This window comes from Bacillus sp. MYb56, from assembly GCF_002976445.1.
Lineage (GTDB): Bacteria > Bacillota > Bacilli > Bacillales > Bacillaceae_G > Bacillus_A > Bacillus_A mycoides.
In genome coordinates this window covers 275,666-299,664 of record NZ_PCOH01000002.1, presented here as the reverse complement: position 1 = coordinate 299,664, position 23,999 = coordinate 275,666, and the positions used below count along the sequence as shown (strand labels likewise).

Sequence of the window (23,999 nt, the reverse complement as noted above, 5' to 3'; positions counted from 1 at the left end):
AACATGATTCAAAATATAGAACTAGGTATCAAAACGGTAAAGGGTCAAGACTTAAAATTAGGTGATATATTAAGTGCAGATAGGTTAATAGACACAGTTGTAGTAATAGACGAAGAAGGTAACTTACATACACAAGTAAATAGTGAACCATCAATGGCATTCGAGTTAGAAGGTTTTATCATAGTAGAGTGAAAATGACCTAATTTTGATATTTACGGACATATTTCAAGTGGGAAAATATGCTCAACTCATCCTATCAATAATTACAATGGGATTATCTGCTTACATTTGCTTGAACAAAAAGATGAAATAAGGCTTTCGATAAAAGTGAATAATCTTATTTATGTTAGGTATATAGACTAATAAAAAATTTTTATATTTTATTATTGGGAGGACGAAATAATGGATTTGGTAAACAAATTTTTAAACGGCTTGAGAGCAGCATTATCAACAGATGACCTCGAGGCACTAAATAAAGCGTACGGTGCTACAAAAGATGATATTGATACATTAAGGTCAGAATATCCAAATTGTCCAGAATCACTAATCTCTTTAATTGAAAATATTGATGGTACATATTGGCGGAAATATGGAGCAAACAAAGTTGCGGTATGTATTTTAGGCTCAGATGTTGAAGAGTATCCATATTATTTGCTTTCTACACAGCAGATGCTCGAAAGTTCAAAAGAAGAAGAAGACGTCTCCTATCTTTTAGAATACCAAGATGACGAGGATACTGTTGATTCTAAGATAAATCCAAAAGGACTTCTCCCTGGCACTTATATTCATTTTTCAGACTGTATGAACAATGGTGGAACATCAAGACTCTATATTGATTTTAACCCTTCTGATGAAGGTGTATGTGGTCAAATAATTCGTTTTTTGCACGACCCTGATGAATATGAAGTGATTGCAAACAGCTTTGATGAGTATTTACAGGATCTTATTGATGGTGATTTTAATTTTTTAGAAGAAGAATCTCAATAATTTGTGAAGAATTACACTTCAACTAATGGGAGCTTTAGTTGAACAAGATTTAAACAAATTTATTATTTATATTTGTCTAAAAACTCATTTAAAAGGTTAGAAATTAAACAACTTTAAAGAGCCTTACTACAATATGATTTGTAGCGAGGCTCTTATATTATTAAATCAGAATTAAATAACATTATTATCACTTTACATGTAATTGAAAAAGCTGGTATATTCGAAAAGATTGAAAAAAAGTCGATTGAAGAAAAAGATGGTTTATATACTGTTGTTCTTGTAGCAAAATATAGTAAAGAACAACGTACCTTTATCATAACTTATAATGATAAAGAGGAAATAGCAGGTTTATATATTAAATAAAAAACAGATACAGTGGAAGTTTCCACTGTATCTGTTTTTTATATTTTAACCAAATTATGGTTATTCACGCTAATATGAACACATAGCTATATAAAAGGGGTGGGTATTATGAAAACCGAAATAGTTCCCAAAAAGAAGTACAGTATAATAAGCTATATATCTTTACTCATCGGAATTATGTGTTTTTTATTCGTTTTTATAACTCCGACGAGAATAGCGAATGCGGGAAATATAGTTGGAGATTATGTAACGATTGCTCTTACAGGTGTAGGTATTATACTTTCAATAATCACAATGACGAAAAAAACAGAGAAAAAGGGGATAGCTATTATTTCATTAGTACTGTCCTCATCATTTTTTATATTTTGGATCATCGCAATTATTTTAGTTTTGACGGGTCAAGTTAGCTTCGCGCCGTAATGAGCAATAAAAAGAGTCCTTCATTAATAGAAGGACTCTTTTTTATTCGGTATCTTCAGGTTGATATTCTAAAATATCCCCAGGTTGGCATTCTAATGCTTTACAAATAGCATCTAAAGTTGTAATTCTAATTGCTTTTGCTTTTCCATTTTTTAATATAGAAAGGTTAGCCATTGTAATTCCAACCTTCTCCGAAAGCTCTGTTACACTCATTTTTCTTTTAGCTAACATTACATCAATATTAATTATTATTGCCATGTTATTCACCTCAGACCGTTAAATCATTTTCTGATTTTATATCTATCGCATCTTTTAAAAGTCTTTGGAGAACGGCAGCAAAGACTGCGATAACCATTGAAGCAAAGATTAGGAGCATGCCAAGTATAATAATACCTGGTGCGTCATCTCTCTCTGCTACAAGATAGAAGAGTGGCATACCTACCACATATAAAATACTGATTGTTACTGCGCAGTTTTTTATCTTTTTTAAAGCACTAACAGATAATTTCGAGAAAGCGTTACCCTTGTCAATGAAGCTTACAAGTTTAAAGGCTTGATATAGAGCAAAATAAAAAGGTATCACGGTTGCATATAGATTGATTAAAACAAGATATTTTATAAATGCAATATCCGGGAACAATTCCGCTGCATATTTCCCTATGTTAGGAACTAAAAATATACATAAAGCAAGAACAGGGATTCCAATCAGAATAATAGCTGTCTTTAAAAAGAGTGTTGATCCTTGTTTCATATAAAGCACCTCATTTAAATATTATCTATTTAATCTAACATGAAATTTATCGTTTAACAATAAGCTTTTATTTATTTTAATCTTGTTTTTATTGTTAAGTAAATTTAAATTTTAGATGAAAATAAAAAGTACTGCTCTTTATGAAAAAAGGCACCGAACAAAGTTACTCACGATCAAATAGAAGCTATGACGATGGCACTCGCCTTGTTGTGCTAAAAGACGGGATTGTACAACAAGTCGGTACACCGAAAGAAGTGTATGATAATCCAGAGAATGTATTTGTCGGAGGATTCATTGGCTCTCCTGGAATGAATTTTTTCAAAGGAGTATTAACAGATAATGCAGTAATTATTGATAAGTGGAAAATTGAAGTGCCAGAAGAGAAGATGAAGAGCTTGCGAAACAATGGATATACGAATAAAGAAATCATAATAGGGATACGTCCGGAAGACTTTTATTATGGAAAAGCAATCGAGGCCTTACCATATAACGCAAAAGTAACAGTACCGATTGATGTAGCAGAATTAATGGGGGACAGAAACATATTTATATTCTAACATTAATGGTCAATCTTTTGTTGCACGTGTGGACACATCTTTAGATGTGCAAAGTCAATCTAATATAGATTTAGTTTTGAATATGGATAAAGTTCATTGTTTCGACTCTAAAACTGAGAAGCGAATTATTTTATAGATAATAATTAATATGATTATACCCTTAGAATGTCTTCAACTACTACAAATAAATGAATAGTAAAAAGCCGATTATCCTTTAGATTACAGGAAATCGACTTTTTTATATAAAAGATCGCTTAGCGTACGAAAATCGCTTTTTGTTGGCAGTGCCCTGTCACAATCAAGCTGAGAAAAACAAATAATCCAAAACGAGAAAATTCTTAAGTTGATGTATGTATGATGCTACTCCTATGTTAAGGTTCGAGTCATTTGAAACAGCAACCTCTATATTGAGTGGTGTTAAAGCGACGTATATGATAAAAAAGATGTATCGCCTTGAATGAGCTAATACGACAAGAATTCGTGTCGGGCCTAATTAGGGAATGCAGTACAAATCAGTATATAGTATACAAGCATTCCCTTTCTATAAATACGGTATGTTTTTAATATAATTAAAAGAAGATTTTTGTGTTCTTTAATATGATGTGACATAATACCAGTTTTTTTCTATTTTTGTGATCTCTTTATATTCATTATTAAAGTCGTATTTGTTTGGTCTAGTATCATTTGGTGTGTAAATAAATCCTGAAAAATTATCTGATATACCACGATAAGTAAAAAAGAAAACAGAAATACCATTTTTATTTTGTTGAATAATTACATCCCCACCGTTTTTGGAAGTGGATGCAAACTGTTTAGGTAAATGAATTTGTCTACTATCATAATGAACATTAGGAGTTAACTCTTTATGTTCTATAAGTGCTATAACTTTTTCACGGTCTTCTTTATAGATAATAAAATCTAAATTTATATAAATCTCATTAAATGGTATACATATCCAAGTAATCACTATGATTAGTTGAACAATTAACGGTTTCCAATTTTTGTATTTAATGAGATGTATGATTGTAAAAATTAATATTTAAAAAAACAATCCATGAACTATTATTGAAAGAAATGGCATAACAAATGGGGTAAGGAATTCAACTAAATACCATTTGAAAAAATGATAAAGTATAAGAGCGATACCGCTTATTAATGTAATTTTGGTTAAATTCTTATTCAAATTTTGAATCTCCTTTCTATACTAAAAACATATGATTTTAGTATGAATATAAAATGTGTTTTTCATAAATTTCCCTTAGTTTCATTTTATTAACTTTATTTGATTAATATTTTGAATATATCATAGATTTGAAATTAAATAAACGGACATTAAATTTTTACATTTTATATAGAATAAAAGTGAGGGAAGTTTTCAAAATAGACTAGTTTTTTATTTGAAATGTAATTTGATTAGTTTCATGAAATAGATCCAGTTCCGGTAAAATCAATTGCAACAAGTGAACATTACGAAACTAAGAGGAGCATATCAAAGTCGGTGACACCGACTTATGGGACAGTTCACTTCTGATTGTGGAAACGGGGCAGTACAGAAGTGGAAAAATTCTGTGTTTCTTTTTAATTAATATATTTATTGGGAAAAACTTCGAAATTTCCGGCACAAATGCTCCTTCTATCCTATAATAGAAGCTATTCTGGACGTAAGTAATTTGTAAGGAATGAGTAAGAAAAAAGAGATTTTCATAGTATAAAATATTTATTATACCTACGTATAACACCTACTACTAATAATGTGTTATAATACAAATTAGCAACATAAAGGAAAGGAATTAGAAAAAATGACCTTACAAAATACTAAAAATTTAAAAAAACAAGTTGCTCCTTTTGAAAAATCAACGGCAAAAAAAAGTGTTTGGCAAATCATCAATACGGTAGTGCCATTTATTATCTTATGGTACCTTGCTTATAAAAGTTTGTCCGTTTCTTATTGGTTAGCATTAGTTCCAGCTGTGTTAGCCGCGGGATTTATGACACGGGTTTTCATTATTTTTCATGATTGTACCCATCATTCTTTCTTTAAAAGCCGTCGTGTAAATAGAATAGTAGGGACATGTATGGGTGTTTTAACTTTATTCCCGTTTGATCAATGGGGGCATGAGCATTCCGTTCATCACGCTACAAGTGGTAATTTGGATAAGCGAGGTACAGGAGATATTTGGACACTTACAGTGAATGAATATTTGGCAGCGCCATTTAGACTCCGTTTAGCATATCGTTTATATCGCAATCCATTGGTTATGTTTGGGTTAGGTCCGATTTATGTTTTCCTACTTAAAAATAGATTTAACAGAAAAGGTGCTAGAAAGAAGGAACGCATGAATACCTATTTGACGAATGTTTTAATCGTTGCTTTAGTAGGGTTACTTTGCTGGACACTCGGATGGCAATCGTTTCTTTTAGTACATGGTTCCATATTCTTAATAGCAGGTTCAATAGGTATTTGGCTGTTTTACGTACAGCACACATTCGAGGATTCTTATTTTGAAGAAGATAAAGAGTGGGAATATGTGAAAGCGGCAGTGGAAGGAAGTTCTTTTTATAAACTACCTAAAATCTTGCAATTTTTAACTGGTAATATTGGATTTCATCATGTTCACCATTTAAGTCCAAGAGTACCTAATTATAAATTAGAAGAGGCACACAATAATACGCTTCCTTTAAAGAATGTACCAACGATTACTCTTGCTACAAGTTTGCGGTCACTCCGTTTCCGTCTTTGGGATGAGCAAAACAACAATTTTGTTAGCTTTAAAGAAGTTAAAAATTTAGTGAAAAATAATGTTTCTATTCCAGTGAAATCAGAACTATAACTTCATCAAATATGACTGACTCCCCTTAATCATTTTCGATTTAAGGGGAGTTTTTGTTTAACTAGTAGATGCACGATATGGAGAAAACTTAAATGATTTAAATTGTAATGGAGGTGGATTAGGAAATAGTAATTAATATTAGAGGACGATAAAAATATTATGTTAACAATTTGAGGAGATTGATATTACTTTTTTCAATAGATATGATGCTTAGTCTTTGAGTATATTTCATCTGGTGTGTATCATGTCTTACAAGAAACGTATAATTTAAAACTTGATAAAATCTGCAGCAAATACATATGAAAATGATGTTCCCTTAATAATAAAAGGGTATTACGCTATAAAATAAATGATAATAAGAACAGGCTAATTATTTTAGGATAATAAAATGCAAAACAGACAAACTCAATTACCCTTGAATTTGTCCGTTCAGTTACTGGTGAAAAAGGAGGAGTATGTAAATGAAATGTGTATATAGTCTAAAACTGTTTAAAGATATGTGAATGTATTTAAAGTGGGTTCCTTTACACTAATTTATTACTTTTTAGTTTGCCTAGATAGTTCAACAGATTTTTGCGTACAACACTGCATAGCTGAAATGATGGCTGTTCGTAAGCCTTTTTCCTCTAATGTTGCTACAGCTTCTATCGTTGTTCCGCCAGGAGAACAAACCATATCTTTCAATTCACCTGGATGTATGCCTGTTTCTAGTACCATTTTTGCAGAGCCTAACACAGCTTGAGCAGCGAATTTATATGCTTGATTTCTAGGCATACCATCTAATACAGCTGCATCTGCCATCGCTTCTATAATCATATATACGTATGCTGGCGACGAACCACTTACAGATGTTACAACGTCCATTAATTTTTCGCTTACGATCTCTGTTTGACCAAAGCTATTGAAAATGTTTAGCACATCTTCTAAATCTTTTTCTGTCACCATTTCATTAGGGCATAACGCAGACATTCCTTCTCCAACAAGAGCAGGGGTGTTAGGCATTACTCTTACAACCTTTAATTTTTTAGCAAAAGCCTCTTCAGTACTTTTAATGCTTTTCCCGGCAGCGATCGTTACGACGATAACATCGTTTTTGATTATTTCTTTTATTTCGTTAATGATTGATGCGTATAGGTCAGGTTTAATTGATAAAATTAAAATATCAGCATTTTTAGCTACTTCATTGTTGTCAGTAGTTGTAGTTAGCCCATATTTTTCACTAGCATTTTTTAAATTCGTAGTGTTTAAATCCGAACAAAGAATATTATTTGCAGACACTATCTTTTTGTTTAGCATCCCACCAATCATAGCCATTCCCATATTTCCGCAACCGATGAATCCAATTTGTTTATCCATAATAACTCAATCTTGCTCCTTTTATAATAAATTATATCATTTTGAAATTGTTATCTTAAAATAACAATAACATCTCCATGCAATATAAAGAAACATTCTAAGAGAATATATTCCTTTTTGCAACACCAAAAGTTGAAAATCAATTATATTCGACAATATGTAAATATATACACTTTAATTTTAGGTTTTATGTTGATGAATATGAGTTAAACTTATATCGATTTGTATTTTCATTCAGTAGGGTAATAATTTCATACAAGTAACTTGCCGCTCTATTTATTTTTAAAAATACTTCTTGACACCAAATCAAATTATATCGCATAATATAAAAAATTAAACCGAAAATCGTTGAAGGGAAATAGTACATATGTCTTCTTGCGAAAGAGAGTGGAATTCACCGGCTGAAAGATTCCTCGTATAGAATATATCGAACCTATCCCTGAGTCTTAAATGAAAGTTTAGGCGTTCGCCTGCGTTATAGGCGCCAAGTGGATATCTATGTATATCAATTAAGGTGGTACCGCGGAACAATGACCGTTTCGTCCTTTTTATTTTATTAAGGGCGAAGTGGTCATTTTTATTTTGCTCTTTAATAGGCTAGGTGCAGCACTGATAAGAATAGAAGCCGCTGTAAGCTGTATGAATAGAAGTGAAATTTATAAAAAACTTTGATTTTAGACTTGGGGGATACAAAAGTGAAAAAACAACGAATTGTTGTAAAGATTGGGAGTAGTTCCTTGGCAGATAGTCACGGAGGCATTTCTAAAGAACAACTTTCAGATCACGTTGCCGCATTGGCTCGATTGAAAGAGGAAGGGCATGAAGTTTTACTAATTACATCCGGGGCAGTCGCTGCAGGTTTTTCTGCTCTAGGGTATCCTAGCAGACCTGTGACAATTAAAGGGAAACAAGCTGCTGCCGCTGTCGGGCAAAGTTTATTAATGCAGGCATACACGGAGGAATTCCGTAAATATGGTATCGTTACTGCACAACTTTTACTAACGAGAAGTGATTTTTCTAGAAAAGAACAATACAGTAACGCTTACGCTACTTTAGGAGAGCTACTAAACCGTTCTGCTCTTCCTATAATCAATGAAAATGATTCCATTTCTTTAGAAGAGCTAACGTTCGGTGATAATGATATGCTGTCAGCTTTAGTAAGCGGGCTTGTATCGGCGGATATGCTCATGATTTTTACAGATGTGAACGGTTTATATGACCAAAATCCTCAGAAAAATGCGGATGCGAAAAAATATCATTTCCTTCCTGAGGTAACGGAAGAAATTGCTTCTCTTGCAGGAGATGCTGGCTCAAAACTTGGGACTGGCGGTATGAAATCAAAAATCGATGCTGCAAAGATGGCACTATCTCTTGGAGTGAGTGTATTTATCGGAACGGGATGTGGACAGGAGAAGTTTTTAGATGTTATGAAGGGCAAAGGTGATGGAACATATATCGGGAATGCTCCTCAAAAAGTGATTAAGATGAACAAGCAATGGATCGCCTTGCATTCGCTTGTTAGCGGACAAATTGAAGTAGATGCGGGGGCAGCTTCTGCCATCATTCAGCATGGTAAGAGTCTTCTTCCTGCTGGTGTTACTAGTGTGTCTGGATTTTTCCAAGTGGGTGAAGTCGTGGAAGTAGTTACGCAACAAGGGCGCGTAATAGGAAAAGGACAATGCACATATAGCGCAGAGGAACTAAGGAATTTAAAAGGTATGCAAAGCCAAGATATTCAAGCAAGAGGCGAAAGGCATAATTATGAAGTCATCCATAGAGATCACTGGGTTTCATTTTAAGAAAAGAGAGCACTCAAATTTTAATGGGCAGGAAAGATTTAGATACTGGTGTTAAATGGTTCTCAAATAAAAACTGATTAACCTTAAAAAGGAGGAAATAAAAATGAATGAAGTGTTGGCAAAGGGGAAAAAGGCGAAAGAGGTTGCTAGAGAACTTGTGCTTAAATCTACAGATCAAAAAAATGAAGCACTTGCCGTAATTGCTGATCAGCTGATATTAGAAACAGCTTATATTTTAGAGGAAAACAAACGGGATATTGAAGAAGGGAAGACAAAAGGATTTTCTGAGTCACTCCTTGATCGTCTTATGCTGAATGAACAGCGTATCATTGATATGACTGAAGGTATTAAGCAACTAATTGATTTACGTGATCCTGTTGGAGAATGTGTTAGTGCATGGGAACGACCAAATGGATTATCTATTCAGGAGATGCGCGTACCACTTGGTGTTGTCGGAATGATTTACGAGGCAAGGCCGAATGTGACAGTGGATGCTGCTACAATTTGCTTAAAAACAGGAAACGCAGTAATACTACGTGGTAGTTCTTCTGCTATTCATTCTAACAAAGCCATCGTTAGCGTTATTCACAGGGCGCTCAAACAAACAAGCTTGCCTTCAGAAAGTGTGCAGCTCATAGAAGATACAACGCGCGATAGTGCAAAGCAGTTGTTTACATTGAATGAGTACTTGGATGTTCTTATCCCAAGAGGTGGCAAACAATTAATTGATACTGTAGTGAGAGAAGCATCTGTTCCAGTACTTGAAACAGGTGCGGGAAATTGTCATATTTTTATTGATGAAACAGCGGATAAACAAATGGCATTTAATATTATTATAAACGCAAAAACGCAGCGTCCATCTGTATGTAATGCAATTGAAACGATTATACTTCATGAGAATTGGGCGCAGCAATTTGGTAGCGAGCTGTTTTCTTCCTTGAAGGAAAGAGGCGTGGAGCTACGTGGTGATAATAAAGCATTGGCAATTGATTCTTCTATTGCATTAGCTTCAGAAGAAGACTGGGAAACAGAGTTTTTATCTCTCACGCTAGCAGTCAAAGTGGTTTCATCTGCGGAAGAAGCGATTCATCACATAAATACGTATGGATCCATGCATTCCGAAGCGATTATTACAGAGAACGAGGGAAATGTCAGCAAGTTTTTCACATCTGTTGATGCCGCAGCACTCTACCATAATGCATCGACTCGTTTTACAGATGGATCTGAATTCGGCTTCGGCGCAGAAATTGGCATCAGTACGCAAAAACTACATGTAAGGGGACCAATGGGGCTTCCTGCATTAACTTCCACAAAATATGTGATTCGTGGAAATGGACAAATTCGAAGATAAAAATTATAAAAGAACAAGTAATAAGATGAAGACACCCAATTCAGTTTAAGTGTCTTCATCTTATTACAATTATTCATTTACCACACAAAAAGCCCCACAAGCATAGCACTTAATAAGGAAACAGCCATTCCGCTAACAAGAAGCTTCCAAACATTTTTACCGATTATTGATGATTTTTCCCCACCAAATAAAGAATTGTATGTTCCATAAATCATACCTACTGTACTAAAGTTTGCAAAAGAAGCTAGAAATGTAGTTGCAACTGCAATTGTATGTGGTTGTAAAGATTTTAGGTTTGATTTTAAATCCATCATTGCAACAAATTCATTCGTTGTTATTTTTATCCCCATTAATTCAGCTACATACATAGCATCTTTTCCTGATAAACCGAGTAAAAAAGCGAAGGGACTAAAGATAATCGAGAAGATTTTTTGAATTGTTAACCCTGCTACAAAAAAGCTTAAAATACCATTTAAACATGCTGTTAATGCTACATAGCCAATTACCATCGCTAAAATAACAATAACCATATTCATCCCAACTAACATACTGTTTGAAATAGTAGAAAAGAAATCTTTTTTTTCATTTTTTGAAGGTGAATAAATAACATCCTCTTCTTTAGTAACTTCTACAGGATTTAAAACATTAGCCAAGATTAATGCATTAATACAGTTTAAAGGAATAGCGCTGAAAATATATGTTGCTGGAACCATTGATAGATAAGCACCAAGAATGGATCCGCTGACGCTACTCATACTCATAATTCCAAAAGTCAACAAACGATTTTCTTTTAACACAGATAATTGATCACGAACAACTGCAAGTGCTTCCGTATTTCCTAAAAACATCATTTGAATGGAAAAGAAGCTTTCTAACTTTGGTAAACGAGAAATCTTTGAAATGATTGCACCAACTTTATCAATAATCCAAGTTAAGATTCCAAAATACGAAAGAATATCAAAGAAAGTGATAACAAAAATGATAGGAAGTAAGGCGCTAAAGAAGAAATCAACTGTTTGATTTTCCATAGCTGAAGGAAATACAAATCGAATTCCTTCATTCGCACATGATAGTAGCCAACTGAAAAATGACGCAATTTTATTAATGATAATACTGCCCAATTTCGTGCCTAACATAAACCACGTAATAAAAAGCTCCAATATTATTAGAATAACGATGGGTCTCCATTTTATTTTTCTTTTATTAGGCGAACATAGGAAAACGATTAATATTACAACGAAAATCCCTAACATATTTAATATGAAATGCATGTCAACAACTCCTTGAGGCTTATTATTTGTATATAAAAAAGCCCCTATTCTTCCAAATTTGGATTATGATCAGAAGTTATGAAGAATGTAAATTATGTTTGGGATTAGTCTATTTCAATTTATGTACTAAAAATTAATGTTTTTTCGCTTTATAAAGGATATGTATTAATAATGTAAAGCAACAAAATAAATCTATTGGTAGAACGAAGGACAACAATTATTGGAAGTATGATGAAATTTTCTAAACTAATAACTGTATCCATTTTTAAATTGTTTAGGTGAAATACCAGTATGTTTTTTAAAGACCTTTGTAAAATAACTTTGGTCATGGAAATTTAATAGTGTGGAGATTTCTGATATAGAATGTTTTGTATAGGTCATTAAGCTTTTTGACTCATCTATCTTAGCGCGCTGAATATATTCGCCTAATGAAATTCCAACCTCTTTTTTGAAAAGGGAAGATAGATAACTAGGATTTAATGCGACTATTTCTGCTAGATGGGATAGTGTAATATCTTCGTAAAGATGAGTAAATATATAATTTTGACATATGTTTATAGGCTTTAAATGTTTTTGCATTTTCCCGTTTTTAACTTGTTCTGAGAACTCAAGTAAAGCATTCTCTAAAAATGGGGAAATGGCTTCACTTTTTTTTATTTCTTCGAGTTTTTGAATTAATAAATCACTGAGGGTATATGCAATTTCAGGGAATAGTCCGCCATCTATAGCCGACCTTGTCGCAAGTGTAATTGCTGCGATGGCAGAATTTTTCTGGCTTCGCAGGTGGCTTGTTTTTGACAACACCCCAAGATCTCCTGATTCAGGTAATTTTCTTAGATTTTTAATTAAATCATCCTTTTTTCCTTCTTTAATACACTCAAATATTTTCCTTTCAACTAGTGGATCGATATGAGTTAGTGTACTTTGACGTTGCTCCGATATATGTATAGCGGGCTGTTCAATTTCAAAATCATCCTTTTTTAACAGTATATTTTTTTGCAAAATATCAGCAATGTCTAATTTTTGTTGATACAGCATGTAATAAAGAACCATGCTTATATTTAAAAATTGCAAATTGCTTAAAACAGGGAGAGATTGATAATAGCGAATCATTTCCTCTTTGTCTATTTTTAGTTGAAGATCATTAACGATTCCTTTAATTGAGGTTTCTGATAACCTGGAATAAAGGACTGGTCCAACGAGGATATTCCCGCTAAGTTGATCGTTTAAACGTAAGTTAATTGAGAAAAAATTTTCAAGAAAGGCAGTCTCTTCAAGTACTGGAAAAGTATAGGGAGGATTTTCTCTAAATACTTGATTAAGTAACACCTCTTTTGAAGAATACAATGGGTTATGCTGAAAATGGGGCGAGATTTCAAATGCCAAATCCCCTTTGTTATCAATGAAAAAGATAGGTGTTTTATGTATGTCAAAGACCAACTTACAAATATAATATAAATCTTCAAGTTTGGAGCAATTCATTATTTTAACCTCTATTCTTTAAACATTGGCCTATATATGTACAAGTTAAAATCCTCTCCTAAGCAAAGGTTTTAAAATAAGAGCGAAAGAGAGTACGGTATAACCATAAATATAATAAGTTAAAATTTTTACCATTATTCTAAAAAATATACCATAATATCTAAAAAATAATAACTATAATAACATTAAGAAAGCGTTTACTTAATTATTTTTTAGGAGGGCTATCATGAAAAGGGATATTAAGAAAATCATTTCACAAATGACATTAGAAGAAAAGGCAAGTCTATGTTCTGGATTAGACTTTTGGAATACAAAAGGGATTGAGCGATTAGGAATTCCTTCAATTATGGTAACTGATGGACCACACGGCCTTAGAAAACAGGCAGAGGGAGCAGATCACTTAGGGATTTATAACAGTATTCCATCGACTTGTTTCCCATCAGCAGTAGGATTAGCTAGTACATGGAATAAAGAATTAATAAAACAAGTAGGAGTTGCATTAGGAGAAGAATGTCAGGCTGAAAATGTAGGAGTTCTCCTTGGACCAGGTGCAAATATTAAACGTTCGCCGCTATGCGGAAGAAACTTTGAATATTTTTCAGAGGACCCGTATTTATCATCACAAATGGCTGCAAACCATGTTAAAGGCGTACAAAGTCAAGGGGTTGGAACGTCATTAAAACATTTCGCTGCTAATAATCAGGAGCATCGCAGAATGTCTGTAGATGCAATTGTTGATGAAAGAACATTGCGTGAAATCTATCTTGCTAGCTTTGAATATGTCATTAAGGAGGCACAGCCTTGGACAGTAATGAGCGCATACAACAAGGTAAATGGTGAATACGCTTCGGAAAATAACTATTTATTAAATGATATTTTAAAAGATGAATGGGGATTTGAAGGTTTTGTCGTTTCTGATTGGGGTGCAGTAAATGAGCGTGTTGCAAGTTTAGCTAACGGTTTGGAGTTAGAAATGCCTTCAAGCTTTGGAATTGGTGAGAAGAAAATTGTCGACGCAGTTAACTGTGGTAAGCTATCTGTAGAAAAGCTTGATCAAGCGGCAGAGCGTCTTCTATACATTATTTTTAAAGCTTATGATAACCAATTAGAAAACGCTGCGTATAGTAAGGACGCGCATCATCAGCTTGCAAGAGAAGTTGCAAGTGAAAGTATGGTTATGTTACAAAATGAAGCTTCCATTCTTCCGCTGAAAAAAGAGGGAACGGTAGCAGTAATTGGAGGATTTGCAAAGCAACCACGTTTTCAAGGTGGCGGAAGCTCCCATATCAATCCAACAAATCTTGAAAGTATTCTCGAAGAAATTGAAACGGTATCAGGTGAAAAAACGAACATATTATTTGCCCAAGGCTATGACATTGCCAGTGATGATGTAAATGAAAGCATGGTTAATGAAGCGAAAAAAATAGCAGAGCGAGCAGATACAGCGGTCCTTTTTGTTGGACTTCCAGATCGTTATGAATCTGAAGGTTTTGATCGAAAACATTTACAAATGCCAGAAAATCATGTGCAATTAATTGAGGCTATCGCTGAAGTTCAAAGTAATATCGTTGTAGTTTTAAGTAACGGTGCTCCAATTGAAATGCCATGGATAGGTAAAGTAAAAGGAATACTTGAAGGCTATTTAGGTGGCCAAGCATTAGGCGGGGCGATTGCCGATATATTATTTGGTGATGCGAATCCAAGCGGGAAATTAGCGGAAACATTCCCGAAAGTGTTAAGCGATAATCCTTCTTACTTAAACTTCCCTGGTGAAGGGGACAAAGTGGAATACAAAGAAGGTGTGTTCGTCGGATACCGTTACTACGATGCGAAAAATATTGAACCGTTGTTCCCATTTGGTTTTGGGTTAAGCTATACAAATTTTGAGTATAGTAATCTTTCAATAAATAAGAAAGAAATAACGGATACGGAGACTGTTTCTGTCAGTATTAACGTGAAAAATACTGGTAGTAGAGCAGGGAAAGAAATTGTTCAGCTTTATATAAAAGATGTTGAAAGCAGTATGACTCGTCCTGAAAAAGAGCTAAAAGGATTTGAAAAAGTAGAATTGCAACCGGGAGAAGAAAAAACGGTTAGCTTTACTTTAAATAAAAGATCATTTGCTTATTATAATGTTGAATTAAAGGACTGGCATGTTGAAACAGGTGAATTTGAGATTTTAGTAGGAAAGTCTTCAAAAGAGATCGTTTTACATGATAGCATGTATGTTCAATCAACGACTATAACTCAAAAACCAGTGCATCGTAATACGTTACTTGGGGACATATTTACAGACCCAATCTTAGCACCAATCGCAAAAGGGCTTATGGAAAAAGCATTAAAAGACAGTCCGTTTGGTAGTATGACTGAAGGGGATAGTGATGCATCTGAAATGATGGACGCTATGCTGAACTATATGCCATTACGAGCATTAGTGAACTTTAGCGCAGGTGCTTTTACAGAAGAAATGTTAAGTGAAATAATTGGGATATTGAACGATGCGCAGATGAATTGATAAGCGGCGAATGCGAGGAAGTTAGGCGGGAGATAATGGCCCGTAAATGCCTAATTAAAGTTTTACTTTATCCATTGAACATTCTTTGTTGAATTTTAATTAAGCTTAATAAATCATTGCAGGACGTTTCTCCAGCATGCAAAAAGGCAAATGAGAGTTAGAATCTCATTTGCTTTTTTTGTACTTATTCTGCTAAATGTAGAATCATATGCTTGTCTATCATCTTTAACCATTGCTTATAAATATGAACGATGAGATGGCCATGAACCTTGGAGTTTACGAAGTTGTATAATTTGACCTGTATGATAAGCATCATGCAATAGGATATTCAGATATTGTTGCCAAACTGGTAGAGAAGGACTTGGTTGATCCAGTTCTGTTTCTTGAAGGGATGTTAATGAAGATTGTAAGGCATCATGTACTTGAAGCGTTCGCTTCACTATTTGTTGCCACGCTTCATCATCATTAGGTCCACTTTGGACAAACGTGTCATCATTATTTTGTGGAGCAACAAATGTGTCATCCTGATGTAAGCGGGAAAGTAAACGCTCTTTAAAGGTTAGTAAATGGTTTGCATTTTCCCAAATCGTATTACTGGCCTTTCCTTCTGGGTGCCAACATGCTTGTGCAGCAGTAAGATTCTTTAACGCTTCTGATATCGGTGGATACCATTCTTCTTCGTAAAAAACTTGCTTGATCCCATTTTGTAATATTTCTTTTTTACCCATTCGTATAGCCTCCTTAACTATGAGATAGACCAACAATAAGTGTTAGATAAATTAGGTAGAAACGTACCTACTTATCATCTGATTGATGTTTGGAAGTTTCTAAAAGAACAATACGGCGCCGTTGTAGTAATTGCAGAAATAAACTTATGCTTTCAAAATCATTTTTATAAACGTAATAAATTCTCCTTTCTCTTCAATAAACCTGCCTCATAGTTGAACAGGAAAATTAACTATAGCTTAAATTTAAAAACTTGTAGCAATATAAAGTTTCAGAAAGTTTTGAAATTCTAAAAAATTAGAAGGTATAATTCGATAAATATAGAATTTAATACATAGCAAATAAGGAGGGGATAAAATGGAAGTCTTTCACGTAACGAGTAGAAAGAGGGAAACGTACAACGTTCAAATGAAGTATTCGATACTTTTCGAATGTGCACTTGGCATTGCGGCAATTACTCATAAGAGGTTAATCGATACTCTTGAAAAGACTCAAAGTGAATGGGAAGAAATTAGAAAATCGTTACCTCATGAAATGATAGAACATTTACAATTTGTCGAGAGGCATAATACGTGGAAAGCGTTGCTACAGTTACTGTATGATGGAGATTTTACGGATTTAACTCAGTTTATTCATAATATCAATTCGTTATCGGAAGTAGATTTTAAATATGTGTGTTTACCGTTTTTAGGAGAAATCCATCAAGAAAAAAGACGTTTAGCCGCAAGCGGAGAAGCATCTGTAATACACGAACTAAAGGAACTGACACATGATCATCAGTTTTTCTCTACGTATATAGAGTTTGTATGTCATGCCGATGTGCGTGAACTAAAAACGCATTTAATTGCCGTTATGACAGGGTGGTATGACAGTGTTGTTAAAAAAGAGGCAGAAAAAATTGTTTCTATACTAGAGCGAGATTATGAAGCGAAAAATGAAATGAATAAAAAGATGCAACCGGAAGAGTTTGTAGAGTGGGCAACAGGTGGCGTTACATATATGCCAGAGCCAAGTGTTCATCACGTACTTCTTATCCCGCAAATTACATACAGACCGTGGAACATAGAAGCTGATATTGAAGATACGAAAGTGTTTCATTATCCAGTCGCAAATGAAAGTATACATCCAGAAGATCCGTATGAGCCGAGTTATTTTTTAGTTCATAAACATAAGGCGCTCGGAGACGAGGCAAGGCTTCGTATTGTAAAACTACTATTTGAACAAGAGCGTACGCTGCAAGAAATAACGGAAAGATTACAACTAGGAAAATCGACAGTACATCATCATTTGAAATTGTTACGTTCAGCAAAGTTAGTTGATATTCAAGACGGAAAATATGTATTGAGAAAGAAAGCAGTGCAGTCTTTAGCGAAAGAATTAGATGCATTTTTGAATAGATAATATACAACGAGAATGTACATAAAGGGAGGAATTTAATAGAAAAGTTGGTGAGCTATAGTGAATAGTGTATTGAAAAATCGTTCATTCTTTTTTATGTGGATTGGTAGTGCAATTTCGGAATTAGGCGGGGCTTTCGGGACGTTATGTAATTCAATTCTCGTTTATGAATTAACAGGATCAAAAACAGCATTAAGTAGCATGTGGTTACTATATTTTATCCCGTCGCTCATACTACAACTTATAAGCGGGCCATATATTGATAAATGGAGCAGAAAGTGGATTATGATTTTTTCGCAATGGATGCGGGCCTCTGTTTTCTTACTGCCTTTAGTAATGCTAGTTACTAACAGTGTAGAAGTATGGCACATTTACGTTGTCCAAATTATAGTAGGGCTCATTACGCCGCTGTATACACCCGCCAGTCAAGCGATTACACCGAGCATTGTAAGTAAAGAGCAGCTTCAAGACGCGAATGCGTATATTGATGGAATGACGCGTCTTATGATGTTTCTCGCGCCAGTAATAGGTGGTATCGTCATTAAATTTATTGGAATCGAACTTACGCTATCTTTCGTATGTATGTGTTTATTTATAAGCGGAGGATTATTGCTTTTCATAAAAGAAAAGAGGGTACAGCAAGAGATTCGAAAAACGTGGATAGAACAGTTTCTTCATGGTTTTACATACTTTTTCACAAAACCAATAATCGTTTGGCTCGGTATATTTCTTACTTTCGTTCAATTTGGAGTTGGGGTAACGATGGTTACAAACCTACCTTATATAAAAGATGAGCTGTCAGCGGGATATGCGGAGTACGGTTACTTCATGGCAGGTTTCCCACTTGGCTATGTAGTTGGATCAATATTAGTCGGAAAAGTAACATATAAAAGCCGGCGAATACTTATGCTTGGAGGATTGTTTATAGGTGGCCTTACATACATTTCTTTAGGGTTCAATCACAGTATTATAATTGCGGTAATTATTGAAGTAATTGCAGGTATTTGTATTTCATTTTTCAATGTTCATAATACGACGATATGCCAACAAACAGTCCCAAACAATATGATAGGAAAAGTATTTTCAGTGCGACTATTTTTCATACGATCAGCTATGCCGTTAGGGGTGTTATTAGGAGGCATACTGAGTGAAATGTGGGGAGTGAGAGTACTATACTTTATCATTGGTTTGATTATATGTGTCACTTCTTTAATAGGGATATTGCTACCGTATTTCAAATTTTTAGATGAGGCGATTGAGGAGAAGTCAGCATAATTCTAAAGATTTGAAACTTTATAATTGAAAACAATTATCATAATCAATTATAATAGAAGAATACTAGTATTCGTATTACAAAGAGGGAGTGGAATATATGTTTATCGAAACGAAGACATTTACAGTAAAAGAAGGTACATCTAATATAGTTGTAGAGCGTTTCACAGGAGAAGGCATTATTGAAAAATTTGAAGGATTCATCGACTTAAGTGTTCTCGTTAAAAAAGTAAGACGCGGAGACGAAGAAGTTGTAGTTATGATTCGGTGGGAATCGGAAGAAGCATGGAAGAACTGGGAAACGAGTGAAGAGCACTTAGCTGGACATAGAGCGGGCCGCGGTAAGCCAAAACCAGATCATATCATTAAGGTTGAGCACGGGGTTTATTATGTGAAATCATCGAAATCGGCTTATCAACAGTCGTAAAAATACATTTGTTTAATTATATTCTTTCGAATAAATAACCATCTATCTGCTTACTGATAGATGGTTATTTATATTGAATAAAGAGAATGATTCGCATGTGATGTAAGAAGAATTAACGGATAAGTTAAAACTAGAAATGTTATAATATAAACTCGATCAGTGAGTAAGATTAGGAGGAACAATAATGGTTCAATCGATAGTTCATATCGCATTAGTAGTAAAAGACTATGATGAGGCAATAGAATTTTATACAAAGAAACTAAATTTCACATTAGTTGAAGATATTTATCAGCCAGAAGAAAACAAACGGTGGGTAGTGGTATCTCCTCCAGGTTCAGTCGGCACAACAATATTACTAGCCAGGGCATCTAAACCTGAGCAAGAGCCCTTTATTGGTAACCAATCAGGCGGTAGAGTATTTCTTTTCTTAAATACTGACGATTTTTGGAGAGATTATAATGAAATGATTTCAAGAGGAATAGAATTTGTGAGAGAGCCGAAAGAGCAATCATACGGAATTGTTGCAGTATTTAAGGACTTATACGGGAATTTATGGGATCTACTGCAACTAAAGGATGATCACACAATTGCACAAAGAATTAATAGAAAGCAATGCGACTAAGCATTTCACAAGTATGTGAAAATAAAATAGAGCTCGGTATGTAAAATTAGCAGTGTGTATAATGGAAATGTATGAGAAAAAATATAATTCAATATCGTTTAAAAGGTGTTTGCTTATTTTAGAAACTGAGAAATATCGATCTATTCTTATAAGAATAGATCGATAACTTGGAGGATAGAAATGTTAGAAAATCTTTCATTTATTACATATGAAAGCCATAAAGAGTTAGTACATAAAATTCTAAATGAATATATCGCTAGGAATGAAGTGAGTGGGTTAATGCTCATCGGATCTATCGCAAGAGGTGACGCATACCCCGAATCCGATATAGACGTATATGTTCTTTTAGAGAATGGACAAAAGAAGGATTTTCATTCAGAAATGAGAGAAGGTATTTTAATTGAATATAAGTATGCAGATTTTAATAGAATTCAATTAAACCTTAAAAATAATCCAATGGAATTATACTCTTTTTTAGAAGGAGAAATTTTATTTGATAGTAACGGTGAGTTGAGAAGGTTAAAGGAAATAGCTCAACATAATTATGAAAATTATGCTGTTTCTAGTGATAAAGTAAAAGGCATTTCTCATTGGTTACATAGTTCGCTTATTAAAATTCAGGCTGCTTTGAAAGCAAAAGATGAGTTAAAAGCTTCATACATAGTTCACACATCAATGTGGACATTGCTAGAGGGAATATGGGCTATTAATAACAGACCAACACCTCCAGCTGGATCTGCTTTAAGGTATATTCAAGCATTACCTAGTAGACCGACTAATTTTGATGATTTGCTTAATAAAGTGTTCTTAGGGGATACGAAGGAACGTATTCATTCGGCAATTATCGTGATTGAGTGGGTTTTAGTGAATCTAGAGAACAAAAAATAACGGACATATTAACCGTATAATATGTCCGTTATTTTAATCTAATCTAACTTAATTTCAAATTCAAGCCGTTCATGCTTGTCCGAAAAAGGCATACTACGTTCTGTAAATAAAAAGCTAATACCAGACGGGTTATCAGGAAGAGCAGGAGAAATGACGAATTGGTAACTTGTATGTCCATCTGTTCCAGTCCATCCTTCTGCCCAGCAATCGTATGTATCATTTATCGATAATTCAACAAGGCTATGTGTATTATTCTCATTAAGTGTATTGTTTTTTGGATCCCATTCCTTATATAAATTAATTACACTAGCGTTAGAATATTGACGAATAAAGGTTACAGTATACACAGTTTCTTTATGTTCATAAGTTTTTAAAACGGGTATATGTTTTTTAAACTTAGTCGGTTCGACGCGAGGTTTAAACTCATCTTCGTCCATCATAGATGAGAATAATGAATTTAAATAATCGGGATATAACCCGTTCTGCTTTGCCCAATTAGAAATGGCTTCATCTGGTGGGAAACCCGGATTCCCATTCGAAAGTTCTTTCCGTTCTTTTAATAAAGAGCAAATTTTTTCATCAATAGAAGATAAGCGTTCATCATAATGATCAGTAGGGCGTTCAAAAGGCATTCGTTGCATAATCATTTCCCTTTTCCTTTATTTTGTTTTCATATTTTATTATAACTGAAACAATTCTCATTTTTTACAATATAATCAATTAATTTAAATATTTAGAAAAATAGGATGTTTATGTGTTAAAATAAACATAGAAAACTATTTATTAACTATCGGCAGGTTAATAGAAAAAGGGTGTAAATAGTTAATAATGTCACAATTAAAATGCAACTAGATAGTTAGGAGGAATGATTATAATGGATATTACACAACAAAACAGTAATGCATGGGATAAGAAGGTTGAAGAAGGTTCTAGATACACTCAACCTGTAAGTAGTGAGGTTATTGAAAAAAGTAAATCAGGTGAATGGGAAATCACAGTCACCACAGAAAAATCAGTTCCTAGAGATTGGTTTCCAAAGTCATTAGAGGGATTAAAGATACTTTGTTTAGCATCAGGTGGAGGGCAACAAGCACCAGTACTGGCTGCTGCTGGAGCAGATGTAACAGTTACTGATATATCTAAGAAGCAATTGGAACAAGATGAAATGGTAGCGGAACGGGATGGATTAACTTTAAAAACAGTACAAGGAGATATGTCAGATCTTAGTGATTTTGAAGATGAATATTTTGATATTGTCGTAAATCCTGTTTCTAATTTGTTTGTAAAAGATGTTCATCTTGTATGGAATGAGATTTCAAGGGTTTTAAAGAATAAAGGTATTCTTATTTCTGGATTTACAAATCCTTTACTATGGATTTTTGATGACAACCAAGAACAAAAAGGTATTTTGGATGTTAAACATTCAATACCTTCATCAACATTGGATTATTTACCAGAGGATGAAGTTCAAGATTATATTAATTTAAATCAAACAATAGAATACGCACATACTCTAGAAGATCAAATCCAAGGTCAAGTTGAAGCTGGTTTTGTTATAACGGGTTTTTACGAGGATGATTTTGGTGGAACAAGGATATTAGATAAGCATATTAAAACTTTTATTGCTACAAAAGCTATAAAGTTAAAGGTTGATTAAAATTTTTGGCTCGTTAGTCGAAGAAGGAAACTTGAAAACAGTAAAAGTTCAATGTATGTCAAAAAGGATGGCACTTGCCATCCTTTTCCTTGTGTAGTTTGAGTGTCAAAACAAGTTTTACTCCTCTTAACTGAACCCGTTATAATAAATAGTCCATCTTTTCACATTAATTTTTCACATCATTATATAGTTCCAGCGCCTCTTTCACATTCAATCTATTTTTTACAATGCCATGAATCGCTTGAATCATCGCAGTTGGATGTTCGGATTGCCATATGTTTCGGCCCATGTCTACTCCGATTGCGCCTTCTTGCAGCGCATTGTACGTAATGTTTAATGCGTCTTCGATTGAATCTAGTTTCGGTCCTCCCGCGATTACGACTGGAGCAGGGCATGTGCTTGTGATTTTTTCGAATCCTTCGCAGTAGTACGTTTTAATAATATCAGCTCCCATTTCAACACATACGCGGGAGGCGAGTGCTAGAAAGCGAGCTTCACGTTTTTGTAGTTCTTTCGCAACGGCGGTAATACCGAGTACTGGCAGGCCGTAATCGTGAGCTTCAGAGACTACGTTTGCGAGATTTGAAACAGTTTGTGTTTCATAGTCTGATCCAACAAAGACAGAAACGCCGACGCCAATTGCGTTTTGTTTTACTGCCTCTTTCACAGGTGTAACAATTGTTTCATTCGCTAAATCTTTGCCGACTACAGTTGCCCCGCCTGATACACGCATAACCATCGGTGTGTTGCAGTTTTCAGGAATACAGGAACTTAATACGCCTCGTGTTAAAAAGAGGGAATCAGTATATGGAAGCAAGTTTTTAACTGTTTCTAACGGTTGTTCAAGTCCGTGAATTGGCCCTAAAAAGTAGCCGTGATCTATCGCTAACATAACCGCTCTGCCGTCAGGTAAAATTGTGTTTAATCGATTTTTAAATCCCCAAGTCATTAGGAATCACTCCTTCGTTAATGTTGGATTTTCAGTTTGTACAGTATCTTTATTTGGTAAATGTGGTGACTTTATAAAAACAGCTTTAAAAGGCTTATCAGAATGGTTAATAAGATAATGGGATTCATGAGGTCGAACTTGCAAGACATCCCCTTGTTTGATCGGAACTCTCTCGTTATTCACATAGAAATCTATTTCGCCTTCTAACGCATAGAAGACTTCTTCGCACGTTGTATGATAGTGATTTTGAAACTCTTGCCCAGGCTGAATCACGACTAGGCCAAGATCGATATTTGGACCTTGTATTAAATATTTAGGCCCGTTATCACCGAAGCGATAGGAGAAATCATTTTCATTCGCTTTTAACATACATTTCA

At 34.2% G+C, this 23,999-nt stretch carries 22 protein-coding genes, 3 pseudogenes and 1 other annotated feature; of the genes and pseudogenes, 15 read left to right on the top strand and 10 right to left on the bottom strand.

Going from position 1 to position 23,999, the window contains the following annotated elements:
• Positions 1 to 3: 3 nt before the first annotated feature.
• The 4 genes and pseudogenes from CQ058_RS04060 (at position 4) to CQ058_RS04045 (ending at position 1,770) form a co-directional block, all read left to right on the top strand.
• Positions 4 to 192 (top strand): hypothetical protein, encoded by a 189-nt coding sequence (locus tag CQ058_RS04060; protein WP_002190012.1) that lies wholly within the window; start codon positions 4 to 6, stop codon positions 190 to 192.
• A gap of 210 nt (positions 193 to 402) precedes the next feature.
• Entirely contained in the window at positions 403 to 987 is a 585-nt protein-coding gene (locus tag CQ058_RS04055) for an SMI1/KNR4 family protein (protein WP_002190011.1), read from the top strand.
• A 198-nt stretch (positions 988 to 1,185) separates the two neighbouring features.
• Positions 1,186 to 1,350, top strand: a pseudogene (locus CQ058_RS04050) (DUF3887 domain-containing protein); the annotation flags it as partial.
• 108 nt (positions 1,351 to 1,458) lie between these two features.
• On the top strand, positions 1,459 to 1,770 hold the full coding sequence (locus tag CQ058_RS04045) for a hypothetical protein (RefSeq protein WP_002190010.1): 312 nt from the start codon (positions 1,459 to 1,461) through the stop codon (positions 1,768 to 1,770).
• 42 nt (positions 1,771 to 1,812) lie between these two features.
• On the opposite strand, the gene CQ058_RS04040 is transcribed toward CQ058_RS04045, so the two are convergent.
• Complete coding sequence (locus CQ058_RS04040) at positions 1,813 to 2,028, bottom strand: helix-turn-helix domain-containing protein (RefSeq protein ID WP_000974615.1); 216 nt, start codon at positions 2,026 to 2,028, stop codon at positions 1,813 to 1,815.
• A gap of 10 nt (positions 2,029 to 2,038) precedes the next feature.
• Positions 2,039 to 2,521 carry a DUF2975 domain-containing protein gene (locus CQ058_RS04035; RefSeq protein ID WP_002190008.1) on the bottom strand — a complete coding sequence of 161 codons (483 nt, stop codon included), beginning with the start codon at positions 2,519 to 2,521 and terminating at the stop codon, positions 2,039 to 2,041.
• A 162-nt stretch (positions 2,522 to 2,683) separates the two neighbouring features.
• On the opposite strand from CQ058_RS04035, the pseudogene CQ058_RS04030 reads away from it, so the two are divergent.
• Positions 2,684 to 3,214 (top strand): annotated as a pseudogene (locus CQ058_RS04030) (ATP-binding cassette domain-containing protein); the annotation flags it as partial.
• A 456-nt stretch (positions 3,215 to 3,670) separates the two neighbouring features.
• Here CQ058_RS04030 and CQ058_RS04025 read toward each other — a convergent pair.
• A pseudogene (locus CQ058_RS04025) lies at positions 3,671 to 4,261 on the bottom strand (hypothetical protein).
• A gap of 616 nt (positions 4,262 to 4,877) precedes the next feature.
• Between CQ058_RS04025 and desA the strand changes: the two are divergent.
• The gene (gene desA, locus CQ058_RS04015) at positions 4,878 to 5,909 is read left to right on the top strand and encodes a Delta(5) desaturase DesA (RefSeq protein ID WP_002013512.1); all 1,032 of its coding nucleotides are present in this window, start codon (positions 4,878 to 4,880) and stop codon (positions 5,907 to 5,909) included.
• 537 nt (positions 5,910 to 6,446) lie between these two features.
• Here the strand turns inward: desA and proC are convergent.
• Positions 6,447 to 7,265: a pyrroline-5-carboxylate reductase gene (proC, locus tag CQ058_RS04010; RefSeq protein WP_002190005.1), complete on the bottom strand. Its 819-nt coding sequence runs from the start codon at positions 7,263 to 7,265 to the stop codon at positions 6,447 to 6,449.
• A gap of 339 nt (positions 7,266 to 7,604) precedes the next feature.
• Positions 7,605 to 7,815, top strand: a binding site (T-box leader).
• A gap of 145 nt (positions 7,816 to 7,960) precedes the next feature.
• Here proC and proB point away from each other — a divergent pair.
• Both proB and CQ058_RS03995 read left to right on the top strand, forming a co-directional pair.
• Positions 7,961 to 9,064 carry a glutamate 5-kinase gene (proB, locus tag CQ058_RS04000; protein ID WP_002190004.1) on the top strand — a complete coding sequence of 368 codons (1,104 nt, stop codon included), beginning with the start codon at positions 7,961 to 7,963 and terminating at the stop codon, positions 9,062 to 9,064.
• A 103-nt stretch (positions 9,065 to 9,167) separates the two neighbouring features.
• Entirely contained in the window at positions 9,168 to 10,415 is a 1,248-nt protein-coding gene (locus tag CQ058_RS03995; protein WP_002190003.1) for a glutamate-5-semialdehyde dehydrogenase, read from the top strand.
• A 77-nt stretch (positions 10,416 to 10,492) separates the two neighbouring features.
• On the opposite strand, the gene CQ058_RS03990 is transcribed toward CQ058_RS03995, so the two are convergent.
• Complete coding sequence (locus tag CQ058_RS03990; protein ID WP_002190002.1) at positions 10,493 to 11,686, bottom strand: NupC/NupG family nucleoside CNT transporter; 1,194 nt, start codon at positions 11,684 to 11,686, stop codon at positions 10,493 to 10,495.
• 246 nt (positions 11,687 to 11,932) lie between these two features.
• Complete coding sequence (locus CQ058_RS03985; protein WP_012261174.1) at positions 11,933 to 13,168, bottom strand: helix-turn-helix domain-containing protein; 1,236 nt, start codon at positions 13,166 to 13,168, stop codon at positions 11,933 to 11,935.
• Positions 13,169 to 13,394: 226 nt separating this feature from the next.
• Between CQ058_RS03985 and CQ058_RS03980 the strand changes: the two genes are divergently transcribed.
• On the top strand, positions 13,395 to 15,683 hold the full coding sequence (locus tag CQ058_RS03980; protein WP_002032860.1) for a glycoside hydrolase family 3 C-terminal domain-containing protein: 2,289 nt from the start codon (positions 13,395 to 13,397) through the stop codon (positions 15,681 to 15,683).
• A 236-nt stretch (positions 15,684 to 15,919) separates the two neighbouring features.
• On the opposite strand, the gene CQ058_RS03975 is transcribed toward CQ058_RS03980, so the two are convergent.
• Entirely contained in the window at positions 15,920 to 16,411 is a 492-nt protein-coding gene (locus CQ058_RS03975; RefSeq protein WP_002189999.1) for a DinB family protein, read from the bottom strand.
• A gap of 355 nt (positions 16,412 to 16,766) precedes the next feature.
• Between CQ058_RS03975 and CQ058_RS03970 the strand changes: the two genes are divergently transcribed.
• From CQ058_RS03970 to CQ058_RS03950, 5 genes are all read left to right on the top strand, one after another.
• Positions 16,767 to 17,810: an ArsR/SmtB family transcription factor gene (locus CQ058_RS03970; RefSeq protein WP_002032857.1), complete on the top strand. Its 1,044-nt coding sequence runs from the start codon at positions 16,767 to 16,769 to the stop codon at positions 17,808 to 17,810.
• A 57-nt stretch (positions 17,811 to 17,867) separates the two neighbouring features.
• Positions 17,868 to 19,082: an MFS transporter gene (locus CQ058_RS03965; protein WP_002032855.1), complete on the top strand. Its 1,215-nt coding sequence runs from the start codon at positions 17,868 to 17,870 to the stop codon at positions 19,080 to 19,082.
• A 97-nt stretch (positions 19,083 to 19,179) separates the two neighbouring features.
• Positions 19,180 to 19,506 carry a heme-degrading monooxygenase HmoA gene (hmoA, locus tag CQ058_RS03960; protein WP_000469495.1) on the top strand — a complete coding sequence of 109 codons (327 nt, stop codon included), beginning with the start codon at positions 19,180 to 19,182 and terminating at the stop codon, positions 19,504 to 19,506.
• Positions 19,507 to 19,690: 184 nt separating this feature from the next.
• On the top strand, positions 19,691 to 20,128 hold the full coding sequence (locus tag CQ058_RS03955; protein WP_002032851.1) for a VOC family protein: 438 nt from the start codon (positions 19,691 to 19,693) through the stop codon (positions 20,126 to 20,128).
• A gap of 180 nt (positions 20,129 to 20,308) precedes the next feature.
• Positions 20,309 to 21,016, top strand: a complete 708-nt coding sequence (locus CQ058_RS03950; RefSeq protein WP_002032849.1) for a nucleotidyltransferase domain-containing protein — start codon at positions 20,309 to 20,311, stop codon at positions 21,014 to 21,016.
• 38 nt (positions 21,017 to 21,054) lie between these two features.
• Here CQ058_RS03950 and CQ058_RS03945 read toward each other — a convergent pair whose 3' ends face one another.
• Positions 21,055 to 21,657 carry a chorismate mutase gene (locus tag CQ058_RS03945; RefSeq protein WP_012261172.1) on the bottom strand — a complete coding sequence of 201 codons (603 nt, stop codon included), beginning with the start codon at positions 21,655 to 21,657 and terminating at the stop codon, positions 21,055 to 21,057.
• A 233-nt stretch (positions 21,658 to 21,890) separates the two neighbouring features.
• Between CQ058_RS03945 and CQ058_RS03940 the strand changes: the two genes are divergently transcribed.
• Positions 21,891 to 22,673 carry a class I SAM-dependent methyltransferase gene (locus tag CQ058_RS03940; RefSeq protein WP_002032845.1) on the top strand — a complete coding sequence of 261 codons (783 nt, stop codon included), beginning with the start codon at positions 21,891 to 21,893 and terminating at the stop codon, positions 22,671 to 22,673.
• Between the two features lie 166 nt (positions 22,674 to 22,839).
• On the opposite strand, the gene lsrF is transcribed toward CQ058_RS03940, so the two are convergent.
• Together lsrF and CQ058_RS03930 are read right to left on the bottom strand one after the other, a co-directional pair.
• Positions 22,840 to 23,622 (bottom strand): 3-hydroxy-5-phosphonooxypentane-2,4-dione thiolase, encoded by a 783-nt coding sequence (lsrF, locus tag CQ058_RS03935; RefSeq protein WP_002032842.1) that lies wholly within the window; start codon positions 23,620 to 23,622, stop codon positions 22,840 to 22,842.
• A gap of 6 nt (positions 23,623 to 23,628) precedes the next feature.
• Positions 23,629 to 23,991: a cupin domain-containing protein gene (locus CQ058_RS03930; protein ID WP_000909986.1), complete on the bottom strand. Its 363-nt coding sequence runs from the start codon at positions 23,989 to 23,991 to the stop codon at positions 23,629 to 23,631.
• Between the last annotated feature and the right edge of the window lie 8 nt (positions 23,992 to 23,999).